Here is a 14,124-nt window from a genome sequence, read left to right as displayed (position 1 = left end):
TGAGACTAAAGATAGCAAAAGGGAACGAGCATGATGATAATTCAGAATAGTATTTTTCGATTAGAACTGACCAAACTCTAGCAATTAATTATACGCTTTGTTAGCAACAGTCATTTCTCCTTCTTTAATGTTTTTATATCGGCTATTAATTGATTGATTGAGGTTTTGTTTAAACCATTATAAATTCCTCTAATCTGCCTGTTTTTATCAATCAATATAAAATTTTCAGTGTGTAAAAATTCATCTTTTTCTTTATTCAAACCTAAATCTTCTTCGACAAAATATTCCTGTCTACCTAAGTGGTATATCTCTTGTTGCGTGCCAGTCACTAAATACCATTTGTGAGATAAAATGCCTTTATTCAAGGCGTATTGTTTGAGAACAGAGACTGAGTCTCGCTCTGGAGTTACTGAATGTGATAATAATAACACATCATCATCTTTTAAAAATTCATTCTGTAATTCCATCATGTTAGTAGTCATTTTGGGACAAATACCAGGGCAACTCGTAAAGAAAAAATCTACTACATATATTTTATCCTTAAAGTTTTTCTCTGTAATAATTTCTCCTTCCTGATTAGTAAGGCTAAAAGGCGAGATTTTATGAAAGGAATCTAATGCTTCATCGTTAGGTAAAATCCAATGAGGAGTGAAGGTAGCTTCGTTATAAAAGGGAAGCGTTTTGACTCTAGTTTGGTTGTGCTTTGATTCATTACAAGCAATCAAGCAAATCATTAATAGAAAAAGAATGTTTTTAATTTTCATATTTAATACTTTCACCTTCTAGTCCATAACAAAGAGCAGCTTTTTTTAACCCGAAAATTCGACCTTTTCTGGCTTCATAGTTGGCAAACAGAGCACCATTTTTTCTAAATGCTCTTTGTAGGCCTTCCTCTTTTCCCATATTTAGGTTTAAAATTTTATATAGCTCCCCAGTTGGGTACCATTTTTTTTGTTCTCCATGTGCTCTGCCTTCATAAAAATTGTAGTGTGCAATTAAAATATGTGTTGAATCTCTTGTCCATACTTTTTTCTCTCCATGTAACTTTCCTTCATGATAATTGGAAACATTTTTAAAATATCTGTCCGGATACCATTCGATAGTCTTGTTTTGCTTTTTCCCGTGTAACATCCCAATCTTTTCCTTCAAACTGTTATCTGGATAATAACTAACAACATATCCAGAATAGGGTAGACCGTTTAAAAGCCATAATGATGTTTCATGATCATACTGCAGAGCTGATTTTTCAATGGTAATTTCTGGTATCTCAAGAAAACATTTAGCACTATTACTTCCAGAAGTTTTTCTTTTCTCTACAGGAGAACAAGCCATTAATAAAAGGCTTATCAGCAAAAGCATCCGAAAAATTGTTTTCATTTTTATGATTCTAACTTAAATAATTTATCTAACGAAGAAGCTACCATTTATGAATGAAATATGAATGGTACTTTTATTTCAATCAATAATCTAAGATTGGGCTACATGATACTATTAGGAGTACCTTGTAAATCACCGGCAAAAAGTGCGATTATGGATCCTAAATAAAATTCGTTAATGATATGATAGTGATAAAATTCTTCACCATCACTATGTTGTGTTGATGAGATATGACCACCTGAAACATCAAGGTTCGTTGGATGATCTCCAAGAGAATTACATTTTCTTCCATAGATTAAGAATCCATCAGCCATTATACCGACCAACTTTTCATCATTATGAGAAAGCACAGTATTTTCAGGAACATCATATGACTCAATATGATAGTGATAACCACTAGGACCGTTGTGAGCTCCAGCATAGTCAAACGTTTCGACAATTTGTTCTTCTATTGGACGGTTTGGTCCCTCGGTATCATTGAAAATAGGAACTCCCGTTACAGAAATACCGATTGGACCTAACCCAGTAGCTGTACTGGAAGCAGCTATTTCTGGTGCAGCAGGAATGGTAACAGTTAAATTACGGTCTCCTATGCGTCCAGGTGTTTGAGCAATAGCTACTACTGGAGCAATATACAAAGGGGCTGTCTCCTCCCAATAAGGTGATGTATGGTTAGGCATACCATTTGTTTCAATCGTAATTTCATCTCCATCAAATGAAATTGTAACCGCATCCTTGTTAAATTCATCAAATGCCGATACTGGTGTTTTGGCTACATCGTTATCAGTTGTAGTTGTTGTATCGTTATCATTGTTGCTACAGGACGTATAAAGTATCAATGATCCTAAAAGGACTGTAAAAAAAGGAAAAACTGATTTTGTCATAACTATTTCTTTAAGTTAATTTCCTTTTAGACCATCAATTAATCAAAATCCTTCGGGGGAGGTGAATGTTTTTTCTTACTTAAAAGAAGTTTGTTGGTAGCTTTTTTTATAAAATATTTAAAATCAGATAGTTGCTCTTTGTTTAAAGATTTTTCTATGTCTTGAAAATGTTGATATGTCATTTCTATTTTTTCCATTTCCAATTGTTGATATTTATTCAATATGCTATCCTTACCAATACTATCAACAGAGTTCGTAAGGCTTTCAAAATATGGGAAAAGCAATCTTGCCTGTCGCTTATTGATTTCCTCCATTTTTTGTTTATGTTCATCAGCCAATTCGTTAAAATGAGATGCTTGTTGATTGTTTAAGCGTAACATTTCGATTACTTCCGACCGAAAGTTTTTAGGAGGAGGTTGATGTCGTAACTGTGGTTTAGTCAGCAAAAAAAAAGCTAAAACTATCATATTCAAGACTACTAAACCTAAAATGATATATTTGTAAATTCTTACTTGGTTCATTATTAATAAATTTGATATGAACTAATTAGTGATTCTTTATAGGTATCCTCAAATGTAGCATAATCATAGTCTACTTGTCTATTTAGGTTATAGTAAATCAGTGCGGTTGAGTTCATCAAAAGAAGAAAAATGGCCACAGCCGCAGTATACCTCCATTGATGCAAAGGAACAACCTCAGTTTTTTCAAGTTTAAATTGGTTGTTAATTTTTGCAAATAGCTCTTGTTGAGGCTTCGCTCGTTGACTGCCTTTCATGCTTTGAAAGACATCTTCCATCCATTTTTTTTTAGAGTCATTCATGTTACTTTTTTATTTTGACAATTATTTTTTTGATTTCCTTCGGTGAGGGTAAATTTTTTCCAATTCTGTCCTCATATTTTGTTTTGCTCTTTGTAGTAAGGATTCTACAGCTTTTAGGGAAGTTTCCATAATGTTGGCAACTTCTTGTCGGGGCAGTTCTTCAATAAAACTTAAAATAAATGCTGTTTTTTGATTTTTTGACAGACAATCGATTACTTGGTAAAGTATTGCTGCTTTTTCTTTATTTTCTAATAAAACTCCGGGATGCTCAAAATCAATGTGTTGATGTGTTTTAATGTGTGTCTTTAAGAATTTAAACCTATTCTTTTTTTTTAAGTAATTAAGTGATGTATTGACCGTAATTCGATAAACCCATGTATTCAATGAGGATTCCTGTTTAAACTTTGAAATACTTTTTAAAATTTTTAAAAAAACATCTTGTGTGATTTCTTCTGCGTCTTCTGCGATTTTGGTATAGCTTAATGCTGTATTATAGATTTTTTCCGAATACAATTTATACAATACGGCTAAGGCTTGTTCATCTCCATCAGCAACAGCTTGTATAATTTCGGTTTCTGTTCTCAATGAGTTTACTTGTTTTACTCTAACTAATCGTAGTTCAGATTATTGAATTTCAGTGACTTTAGTAATATTAATAATTATAATTTAATCTATTCCGTTTGTATAAGTAAATTTCAACTAGTGAGAATGTATGGTAATGGCTTGTGTATGAAACGTAACGTGTAAAAAGACACTAACTTTTGGATAAACACAGAGCCGAATTCTTATATTTTGTTTTAATTTATCACTTTTAAAAGCCAAATTAAAAATTTGTCCGTCTTTGTAAGTAAGAACAAACCTTTTGATTAAATACTTATTAGCTATGTTTTATACATCGTATTGGCGGTAGTTTTTATTTTCTTTTTGTTTTATTTATCAAAATTTTATAAATACCATAACCTAAAATTCCACCAATAATTAATGAAATTATCAAGTTCAAAAAATTTGGACTTGGATGCCCATTGTCAGCAGGTCCAGCACTATAAAATAAGTTCAAAAATGAATTCATTTCGTGAATGTGATAATAGCAAATGTCTGGAATAAGCAAATCATATAACAAAGTAAAATTCGTTATTACCATTACGATTCCGCAAATCGAAATCAAAGTCCATTTTGAAGTTTTACTTTCTCTCATTTAACAATCCGTTGAAATTATCAAATTCGGTTTTTCTCCAACTTCTATTTTTCTATAATTAACGAAAGCTCCACATTCCAAAATTGCGTTCAATAATTCAGGTGCATTTTCTTTTAAGTACTTTCCGTTATCAATTTGTAGTAGAGTTGGTTCGTCTGTCAGTTCGTCGACACAGTCAATCCACGCATTCATATTTTGTCCATAATAATCTGGGAAGTTCAATTCTTTCTTAAATTCAGAGTGGAATGTTTTCCAATTTTTTAATCTTTTTCCTTTAATTCTGAATGTTTGCATTTTGTTTTTCAAATTACTGCCAATGTCTCGGTTATGGTTAGTACGGGAATAAAGGTAGTAAACTTTGGATTTGGCGGACTTGGTGTAAAGTTCTAAATTTTGGTAAAGCATCAGAATCCTCATTAGGACACCTTGTTGTATCCTGTATTTAACTTTTGTCCGTTATACTTTTAATTTTTTCATTCGCAAATTCAAATTCTGATTTACCCTTTAATTTTAAAGTATCTCCTGTTTTCATTCCATTCGGTAAATCAACTGCCAATATTGCTTTATAGTCAATACCTACAATAACCTTAGAGTTATTAAATTCCCAAGACTGAACAGTTTGTTTTCTTTCAGTAAAGTATTGTTTTGCTGATTCGGCTTGTTTTATGAATTCCTTTATTCCTTCCGTTCTTAATTCCACATTTCCATTTGATACATTTTCAAAAACAACATTTTCGGTCAAGTCTTTCGTCATTCCATTAATATCAAAGTTATTGTATGATTTAATATAGCTTTCAATTACTTGCTTTCGTTGTTCATTCATATCTTTTTTAGTTTGGCAACCTAAAGCTGAGATTATTACAATAATCAGGATTATTCTTTTCATTCCTTAAGGTTCTTTATTGGTCACAACGTTTATTTATAATGCGTTTATCTGCTGGAGGCGGCATATATAATATACAAAAATTGGTGTACAACATTTTTATTTTATTATTTGTCCGGTTAAATCAGTATTGATTTTCTCAGTATTCAACTTGATATAATAGTAAGATTAGACTTTTGAATTGTTAAGTTCAATTATTAAAACTTTGTTTTTATTCGAGTAAACTATTCTTTTTGTTTAAATTAAGATAGTCCGTTCCGAATTCCGATTCCAATTCCGTTTTTGTCAATCCAACAAGATTAGCTTTTCCTAAATCCGAATTTTTATTAAAAATACTTAATTCAATCAAGATTTCGGTTTTATCATCGTAAGTAGGCTCGTACTAACCAATTAATTTTATATAGTGTTGATAACAGTTTTTGTTTTCAGTTTTCTTCTCCAGTATACAATATATATCGTTCCCAAAATTGATGGTAAAGTCCAAGCAATTAGATTTCCTATTCCTAACCCAGCAACTATAAATGCAGTAATTGAGGCAATAAATGCTCCAATCATTTTTCCGATATGATTAGAGAGCCATCCGTTTTTTGTTTTTCCAACATTTTTATAAAAAATAAAATCTCTAATTGTTAATGAAAGTCCAAAACCACCAAAGAAAACAAATAATAGATATGTCAAATTTCCTTTAATCACACCATAAGCACCAAATAAAATCATAAGTATCGATAGAATTAACATACTTCCAGAAATGATTTTATCAATTGGTTTTGCAAGATTCTTGCTTTTTGATTTAAAAGTCAAAATTTGATTCCCAGAAATTACTAAATAAATAGTAAATAGTCCAATTAGAAAAAGAAATATATTTTCGTGATTAGGTAGCCAAGAAATTGGCATTGAGATTAGAGAACTTATTACCATTCCGATTGAAAATAATTTTCCCATTTTTTTATGAGGTTTACTTCCTTTTTTTACAATTATACTTCCAATTCCTGTTACTAATCCAAGTCCACCAAAGAATGCGTGGATATAAATCAAAATTTTTATCGTTTCTTCCATTTATTTTTAATTCAGTTTAACGGTTCAAAATTCAGATTATAGTTTTGGTTTAGAAAGCTTAAAATTCTGAATTGTTGTTTTTTATTGATGAGTTGTTTAATGTTTTACAAAGGTTTTATATACGTTGTCGTGCATTCGTATTTTTACCAAGGCCCATTTTTTGTGATATTAATGAATTTTTCGTTTTCCATTCGAAAAGCACCTCCAAAACCAACAAACCAAAGTCTATTGTCTTTATCCCTAAATATTTCAAAAATTACTGGTCGTTTATTGTTTTCGGTTTTTTTAATTTCAGTTAACTTCTCTTTGTTGTATTTAAACAAGAAATGTTGATTAGATACAAACCATATGTTACCGTCTTTATCTTCTGCTATACTTCCAATTCCTTTGCCTTTCTCAATTTTTCCTTTTGTAATATTATGGGCTGTACTGTTTTTTAAACTATATAACCCGACTTTCGTTGATACCCATAATTGATCATTTTGGTCTTCAAATACTTGATTGATAAAATTTGTTTGGATTCCTAGTTTTTTCGAAACATTTATGAGAGTGTCATTAGGGTATGAAAATAGACCTGCATTTGAACTAAACCACAATGTACCTTTACTGTCTTCAAATATATTGTGAACCATTCTTGTACTTGAAACCCCTACAGTTGTGTCGATTTTTCCTTCCGGAAGACTAAAGTTCGTGAACTCCTGACCATCATAAACACATACACCATTAATGGTTCCAATCCATATTTTTCCATGCTTATCAGCATTAATAGACCAAACATCATTGCTAATTAGTCCATCTGATTTAGAATAATTATTTACAATTTCTCCGTCAATACTACTCACACCATCAGTATGTCCTAACCATATTTTTCCATCCTTACCTTCTGTGATTTCTTTTATTGTTACATCTTTTCCAGATTCACTAACGATACTATCAATGTGGATTAATGTATTTCCGTTAAGTTTAAATGCTCCGTTTTGGGTTCCAAACCATAAATTCCCTTTACTGTCTTGAAAAATGGTTCTTACGACTTGACTAATCTGACTTTTAAAATCTGAATGGAATAAAGAGTATTCATTGTAGTTGACTTTTGGCTTATTCTCGTTTAATTTTTTTTCTGAGTTTACGTGGTTTTGTATATCAATCTCATTTTTTTGTCCATTACAAGAGTTTAAAATAAGCGCCAGAATTATGGCAATGGTCAGTTTAGTTTTTATCATCAGTTTTTGGTTCGAATATGACGCACAACAGTGAATATATGTGTTGTAACAGGGCGAAATGTTACCTTTCGTTTCGATTTTACAACGCATTGGTTGCTAACTTTTATTTTTGCAGGCATTGTTTATTCTGATTGATTAATTATTTCAATCGTTTGTTTTTCCTCAATAGGCTTTTTAATTCGGATATTGATTTTTCTATAATTCCACTTTCCGTTTATTCTGTCAGCAGAAATATCTATAGAAGCTTTTCTTTTACTCCCTTTAACACGAATAGATGAATCAACTGATTTATGATCATCAGAATATCGAACTTCACCTTCTAAGATTGCTAATTTGTTTATTGGTTCTAATTCACCCAAAAGATCAGTTACTTTTTTATTCTGTTGCGCTTTTTCTAGTGCATTTTCATAAAGTTCAGTATCTGAGTATGCTTGAACAAAATCAGTCATATGTCCTCCCATCCCAGAAGAAAAAAACAAAACCACAGAAATTGAAGTGAAAGTTATAAGTGGTAAAAACCATTTCCAATTCCGATTCCACCAACTTTTTTTCTCAATTATTTCATTATTCATATAGCTTTTTTCAATTACTGGTAATGTGTTTGTGTGTTGTTAGCTGCGTAGGCTATAACTAAGTTAGTAAAAGAAAACAAACCAGAAGAAAATTCATAGGATTTTCAGAGTCCACGTAGAAGAAGCTATTAACCATATACATTGTTATGTGCATACTGCATTCTTCAGCATTATCTTTTTGAAAATTGTCCATGCTATAGTAATAGATATCCATTCCATAGGTTCTCATTCCTTCTCAAATTTGCAGTGTAAAAAAAACAAAAGAAAAGATGAAAACTAAAATTCCATTAAAATTAACACTCCTAGTTCTATCTCTGGGTTTTACAATTCAAACATTTTCAAATTCTAAAAACACAAACATTATGCAAGACACAAAAAAAGAAACTATCGGATTATTAGTAACAATGAAAGCAAAACCAGGAAAAGAACAAGACGTAAAAAACTTCTTGCTTGGAGGATTAGATCTAGTGAATCAAGAACCTCAAACTGTATCTTGGTTTGCCTTTCAGATTGACAATAGTACTTTTGGAATCTATGATACTTTTGAAGTAGAAGAAGGTAGGCAAGCACATTTAACAGGAGAAGTTGCTAAAGCTTTACTGGCTAATGCAAACCATTTGTTAGAAGATTTCAACCCAAAGACAAGCATTCAAGCAGTACATGTGTTAGCTTCTAATCATAAAGCTGGTAAACAAAACAAAGGTTTGTTGGTTGTTATGAAAGCGAAGGAAGCTAAGACAATAGATGTAGAAAATTTCTTAAATGTAGGCAAGCAATTAGTTGGTGACGAACCAAAGACTTTATCTTGGTACGCTATTAAAATAGATACTAATACATATGCGATTTTTGATACTTTTGTAGAAGATTCAGGTAGAGATGCCCATCTAACTGGTAAAGTAGCAGCAGCACTTATGGAAAACGCTCCTGTTATTTTAGAAGGTTTTGAATCATCAGCAATCCAAAAAATAGATATTTTAGCTTCCAAATAATTGTTATATTTAGAAAGGAGTGTAGCAAACACTCCTTTCTTTTTTATATAAATGATTTTAAAAAGAAAAAACAGATTCCTGTGGCTCAAATTATTATTGATAAACATAATGGTGAACTCGCGTTTAGATTAGAGTATTTTGAAAATCTCAGTCAGTTTGATCATTTGCAACGAAAGAATTATTATTCTATCATTCTATTAAATGGCAGTAATTATAAGTTAAATGCAGATTTGTCTACTTATGAATTAAAAGGGAATCAAATGATTTGCTTGTCACCTTACCAGCCTTTTATGATTACTTCAGAAAGATCTTGTTCGGGATGGTTATTGAACTTTCATCCTGATTTTTTTTGTACGTATCGACATCAGAATGAAATTGAAACGGAAGGTATTCTTTTTAACAATTTTCAAGGACTACCACATTTTCAGCTTTCTGAAGAATCCCTGTTTTTTAATTTAATAGATCAAATTTCAAAAGAGATGGATAGAGACTCTATCGCTCAACATGAAGTTCTTGTAGCTTTCCTAAAGGTATTCCTAATAGAAGCAGTAAGACAAAAAAAACAATTTGATGACAATGTTGTACCAAGGTTTTCTGATAGTCAATCAGAGATTTTGCAAAATTTAGTAGATGCTATTGAGAGTAATTATTATGAGTTACATTCTCCCAGGGAATATGCAGATGTTTTGTGTATTAGTCCTAAAACGCTAGCAGGAATCGTAAAAAAATATTTGAATCAAACACCAAGTACATTAATTTCAAATAGAATTGTTATGGAGGCCAAGCGTGAACTTTACTTAACTTCAAAACCTTTGAAACAAATTGCTGCTAGTCTGGGTTATGATGACGAGTTTTATTTTAGTAGATTTTTCAAGAAGAAAGTAGGTGTTTCTCCAGATACGTATAGAAAAACAGTAGGATTCGCTAAACTAGAAAAATGATTAGCATACAACTTTTCTCCAGTTGTACATCATTTAGGCTATGGTTAGTACGGGAATTAAAAGTAGTGAACTTTCGGTTAAGTACATAAACCCATATTAATTATAACTTTTGTTGTGTGTTCATTTTCTGTACTTTACTGTTTTATAAATTTATGGGCAAATAATTTATTTTTAAATCTTATAAAATATACTCCATTTTCTAAATTAGAAACATCTAATGTGTAATCATCAAAAATAGAAACCTCTTCAATTAATTGTCCATATATATCAAAAATTTGAATTCTTACTTCTTTGGATTCTTTTAACTTCAATGTAATAAAGTCTGATGATGGATTTGGATAAATAGAGAAGTGATTGTTGTTTAAAATGTCATCTACACTGAGTGTGCTATCTAGAGTTATGGTTTGTAATAAACTATTATACCCTGTTTCAGTTTCCCATATATTCGTATTTGCAAATTGAATACTATAATCGGGATTCATTGCTAAATTAGTTTCTTTATCTGGTAACCAAAGATACAATTGAAATGTTCCTGTTAGTCCTAAATTAAAATTTTGAGTAATTGAAACAGAAGATTCCCATGTTCTAATATCAGTATCGATTAATGCCGTTGTAATTTCATCAGTTATGGTGTTCTTCAAAATTAAATATACATTTCTTTCTTTAAAATGTCTTGCATAACCAACATTTGATAAATCTATAGTTAAGTCAAAATCACTAGTGTTTGTTGTTATTGTGGATGAATTTAAAACAAATCTGTATCCAATATTTTTTACAATATCATTATAGTGGCCTGAATTAATTACCTGAGTCCAAAAGGGAGTGTAGTAATCTCTATTTATAGTTGTCCAATTGGTTAAATTCAATTCATTCAGCGCATTAGCGCCACTAGTTCTAAACCCATTATCACAAGTATTTAGTCCATTAGTTTCTCCGGTCATTGGTAAATATTTGGTTTCGTTAGCAATATAGGAGTAATCAATTGCTCCAACCGGATTTTCACATTGCGAGGATACCGAATAAGTCCCTTGATCACCATAATCATTAAGAAAGGCATCGTTATAAAAACCAATCCTAGCATTGGGTGTATTTTGATAAGCTGTTTGCTCAGTTAGTTGTGTCGTGCTATACATTTTAGTTTTAATTCCAGCATATCTGACTTGAATAGGAATTTCTATAGGTATAGCAGCTAACATAGCGTCTATTATTTCTTTGCGATTAGCCCATTGAATTTCGGAGATATTGCCATCGGTACCAAATTCTGTAGAGTTTGTATAATACCATTCTCCCCAAGTACCAATAAAGCCGGCTTGAACAGAAAAAATAACATCTTTATTTGTATTTAATATTGGAGAAAGCTGAGAAATATGTGTTAATATTTGAGATTTGGTTGGTTGTTGTGCTGTAGTTCCTTGGGAATTAGAATAAGAAAATCTCACAATGATTTTAAGACCCGCATTTCTAACATTATCGAAATCACCTTGAATATTTTCTAAAAAAGTTGCGTTAATATCTGAATTCAGGAATGCATCCAAAAGAAAATAACGATATACCACAGTTACTTTATCTGTACTTGTCTTCCAATTATTTAATGTAGCAACAGAAAGGTTGTTGTAATCTGTAGTTGTAGCATAGTCACTAGATGTAATAGAATATTTTTGTAAACCTCTCTCGGGGTTTGCGATAATATCTGTAGATGTTGTATAATTTGTAGACTGTGCTAATACTAATGTACAACTATATAGGAGTAGTGTGAATACTAATGATTTCTTTAAAAAAAATACTTTAATCATAATTGTTTTTTAATGACAGACAAAGTCTCGTATAAGAAATGTAGGACAGGTGATAAGCGATACGTTTTGGGTTGGTACTAAGCCAAATATAAATATTTTACTTTTATCATTTTTTGAAAACGCCAAATTTTATATTTGTCGACTTTTCAAACAAACATGAACCTTTCTATTAAGACCAAAAGCCCTATGTTTTTTTAAATATTGTTACCTGCTTTTGTCTTATGAACTTTCACCGAAATGCAGGATATAAAACTTATTTTTGGTTTCAAAAAGAAAATTTTCTTCAGTGCTGTCTCCCCAAGGCAAGTTTATCTCAAGATTCATTTTATAGAGTTTTCTATCATCAGGTAAGAATTCTGTTAATAACATCACCAAATACTCTGATAAACTATCTCCATTATTTCCATTTTCTTTTTCTATTAGCTTATCACATGTCCATTTTTCTATTGTTGGAATAAATTCTATTGACCAATTTTTTATTTCAATCAATTCAATTTTATTTTTTATTTCCTCTTTTGTGTAACGCTCAGAATTTGAATTCAAGTAATCGACTAAATCTTCTCGAAGACCGTTTCCTTCATTTCGATTAACTCCAAAAAAACAATTATGTCCGCCTAAGAATGGGGTATAAATACTTTTAACTCTTGATATACAATCTAAATATCCACTTATGAAGTCTTCATTCATATTTCTAACTTTTGCTGACTTTAATTTTATTCTTAAAATCTTCAAAACTGCCCATTAGCTTAAGAAACTAATCGGATTCTAATGTGCTAAATTACAGGTAACGGTTTGTGTATGATTAGTTGCGAGAAAGTACGCAGGTACTTTCCGCCGTTGCTAAAGATAATTAATGCGTGTGAATTTCCGATATGGAAATTCCGCCGCAATTAATTCATACACTTTGTTGTGCTTTCGTTTTTATTTTTTCCGCAACTATATTCCATCTTCTTTGTCGGTATTTGTAAAATGATTCGGCCCATTTTACCACAAAACTAGTTAAGAATCCAGCATATAATTCAATTTCATCAGTGTATTTTATTAGATTCTCATTTAGCTTCACCATTTCAATTCTATGATTCCAAACCTTAACGATAGAATTTTTTTCATTTGATAAGACTGTATATTTTTCTGGCATGATATCAACCAATTTTAGAGTGTGAATACCACCAAATGGAATAAAGCCATAAACGAGCAATTTGACTTGTACTTCCATATCAGTTTTCCAGTGTTTTGGTAAATTCGAATTTACAGGCTTGAACTTTATTTTACCTTTACAGATAAATTCCAATAATGAACTTTTTTGTACTTCGTTCCAAGCATTATCAATATCAATATTAAGTTCAGAAGAAACTGTCAATTTTCTTCCATTGACTTTTTTTCCTTTGTAATTGATATCTATTTTTTCAATTTTCGATGACATTTGTTTTGTTAATGGGTCAAAATGAAGCACAACGTGTTTGTGTATGATTTCGTTGCGTGATTTAAGCAACTAATTTAGCAAATACAAACCGAATAGAAAATCCGCGAGGATTTTCGTAAGTAGGCAAGTACTAGCAATGAATTATACACGGTGTTGTAGGTAGTTTTATAATTTATTAATTGGAATCAATCTAACAGTATTTTCACCAACAGACCTAAAAACACCGACAAATTTCAAGGATGTATTACCAAGGCTTTTAATAGAAAATCTTATTGGATAGTTTGGAAGAGTTGCCCTTGAAACGTAATAATAAAAACCATTGCATTTGAAATCGTCTGTAACGTCAATATTTTCCATATAACGTTTCCCAGTAGGATTTAATAATTCCTTCGAAGTTACATTGATTTCTACTTCAGTTTCCGTGTTCTCAACAAGAATAATATATTTTGACATAGGTTCAACGTACGTTTCTGCACGAATCTCAAGTTCCATCTCTATATTTGGTACTATTTCCTTTACATAACCTCTAACATTTTCGTAGGTTTGATGAGTACTATTAAAAGTGTTTTTGTTGTTAATTACATCTATCATTTGCCTCAATCCATAATCAAGACCTTTACCAAAGATATCAATGTAAAGAGTTTGAATTAAAATAGCAGGCATCATGCAATCATCAAGTTTTACCGGAATTAACTTCACTTTATTTTGAGTCGCCTTATATAATGCATTTTGCCATTCAAGTTTAACCATATTACTCGATAAACTGTTTTTTGAAACAAAGAAAAAGAAGTATTCACATGCTTCCAATCCTTCATTCATTTTGTCTATTATTCCTTCTCCAGGTTGCATAGACCAACTATCATAGAATACTTTATCCATTCCAAAGACTTCGGATAATTTTATAGCAACAGGCTCTACAATTGGTTTGTCGTTATAATTATGACTTAAAAATATCATTACAGTTTTTTTTA

16 protein-coding genes and 1 pseudogene are annotated in these 14,124 nt (G+C 31.0%); 2 read left to right on the top strand and 15 right to left on the bottom strand.

What is annotated here, in order from left to right; all coding sequences use genetic code 11:
* Positions 1–110: 110 nt before the first annotated feature.
* From J8M14_RS17595 to J8M14_RS17545, 11 genes are all read right to left on the bottom strand, one after another.
* Positions 111–764: an SCO family protein gene (locus J8M14_RS17595; protein WP_211076134.1), complete on the bottom strand. Its 654-nt coding sequence runs from the start codon at positions 762–764 to the stop codon at positions 111–113.
* Entirely contained in the window at positions 754–1,377 is a 624-nt protein-coding gene (locus J8M14_RS17590; protein WP_211076133.1) for a toxin-antitoxin system YwqK family antitoxin, read from the bottom strand. The genes J8M14_RS17595 and J8M14_RS17590 overlap by 11 nt, the downstream gene beginning before the upstream one ends.
* A 101-nt stretch (positions 1,378–1,478) precedes the next feature.
* Positions 1,479–2,261, bottom strand: coding sequence for a YHYH protein (locus J8M14_RS17585; RefSeq protein ID WP_211076132.1), 783 nt, complete (start codon positions 2,259–2,261; stop codon positions 1,479–1,481).
* Between the two features lie 38 nt (positions 2,262–2,299).
* Entirely contained in the window at positions 2,300–2,728 is a 429-nt protein-coding gene (locus tag J8M14_RS17580) for a hypothetical protein (RefSeq protein WP_211076131.1), read from the bottom strand.
* A 56-nt stretch (positions 2,729–2,784) separates the two neighbouring features.
* The gene (locus J8M14_RS17575; protein ID WP_211076130.1) at positions 2,785–3,081 is read right to left on the bottom strand and encodes a hypothetical protein; all 297 of its coding nucleotides are present in this window, start codon (positions 3,079–3,081) and stop codon (positions 2,785–2,787) included.
* Between the two features lie 21 nt (positions 3,082–3,102).
* Complete coding sequence (locus J8M14_RS17570; protein ID WP_211076129.1) at positions 3,103–3,666, bottom strand: RNA polymerase sigma factor; 564 nt, start codon at positions 3,664–3,666, stop codon at positions 3,103–3,105.
* 610 nt (positions 3,667–4,276) lie between these two features.
* Positions 4,277–4,570, bottom strand: coding sequence for a barstar family protein (locus J8M14_RS17565; RefSeq protein WP_211076128.1), 294 nt, complete (start codon positions 4,568–4,570; stop codon positions 4,277–4,279).
* Between the two features lie 148 nt (positions 4,571–4,718).
* The gene (locus tag J8M14_RS17560; RefSeq protein WP_211076127.1) at positions 4,719–5,162 is read right to left on the bottom strand and encodes a nuclear transport factor 2 family protein; all 444 of its coding nucleotides are present in this window, start codon (positions 5,160–5,162) and stop codon (positions 4,719–4,721) included.
* A gap of 393 nt (positions 5,163–5,555) precedes the next feature.
* A complete protein-coding gene (locus J8M14_RS17555) occupies positions 5,556–6,215 on the bottom strand; it encodes a hypothetical protein (RefSeq protein WP_211076126.1) in 660 nt (219 codons plus the stop codon).
* Between the two features lie 143 nt (positions 6,216–6,358).
* Positions 6,359–7,435 carry a two-component regulator propeller domain-containing protein gene (locus J8M14_RS17550; protein ID WP_211076125.1) on the bottom strand — a complete coding sequence of 359 codons (1,077 nt, stop codon included), beginning with the start codon at positions 7,433–7,435 and terminating at the stop codon, positions 6,359–6,361.
* Between the two features lie 122 nt (positions 7,436–7,557).
* Positions 7,558–8,007, bottom strand: coding sequence for a cytochrome c oxidase assembly factor Coa1 family protein (locus J8M14_RS17545; protein WP_211076124.1), 450 nt, complete (start codon positions 8,005–8,007; stop codon positions 7,558–7,560).
* 362 nt (positions 8,008–8,369) lie between these two features.
* Between J8M14_RS17545 and J8M14_RS23415 the strand changes: the two are divergent.
* Positions 8,370–8,681: pseudogene (locus J8M14_RS23415) on the top strand (hypothetical protein); the annotation flags it as partial.
* A 395-nt stretch (positions 8,682–9,076) separates the two neighbouring features.
* On the top strand, positions 9,077–9,937 hold the full coding sequence (locus J8M14_RS23410) for a helix-turn-helix domain-containing protein (protein WP_211076123.1): 861 nt from the start codon (positions 9,077–9,079) through the stop codon (positions 9,935–9,937).
* 134 nt (positions 9,938–10,071) lie between these two features.
* Here the strand turns inward: J8M14_RS23410 and J8M14_RS17530 are convergent, their stop codons facing one another.
* The 4 genes from J8M14_RS17530 to J8M14_RS17515 all read right to left on the bottom strand — a co-directional run.
* Positions 10,072–11,730 carry a DUF4832 domain-containing protein gene (locus tag J8M14_RS17530; protein WP_211076122.1) on the bottom strand — a complete coding sequence of 553 codons (1,659 nt, stop codon included), beginning with the start codon at positions 11,728–11,730 and terminating at the stop codon, positions 10,072–10,074.
* A gap of 219 nt (positions 11,731–11,949) precedes the next feature.
* A complete protein-coding gene (locus tag J8M14_RS17525) occupies positions 11,950–12,417 on the bottom strand; it encodes a hypothetical protein (protein WP_211076121.1) in 468 nt (155 codons plus the stop codon).
* A gap of 208 nt (positions 12,418–12,625) precedes the next feature.
* Entirely contained in the window at positions 12,626–13,153 is a 528-nt protein-coding gene (locus J8M14_RS17520; protein ID WP_211076120.1) for a hypothetical protein, read from the bottom strand.
* A 165-nt stretch (positions 13,154–13,318) separates the two neighbouring features.
* The coding region (locus tag J8M14_RS17515; RefSeq protein WP_211076119.1) for a toll/interleukin-1 receptor domain-containing protein at positions 13,319–14,124 on the bottom strand (806 nt) is incomplete at its 5' end.

Origin of the sequence: Aquimarina sp. MMG016, from assembly GCF_018100805.1 — a bacterium.
Classification (GTDB): Bacteria; Bacteroidota; Bacteroidia; order Flavobacteriales; family Flavobacteriaceae; genus Aquimarina.
This window is presented reverse-complemented; position numbering and strand designations above follow the sequence as displayed.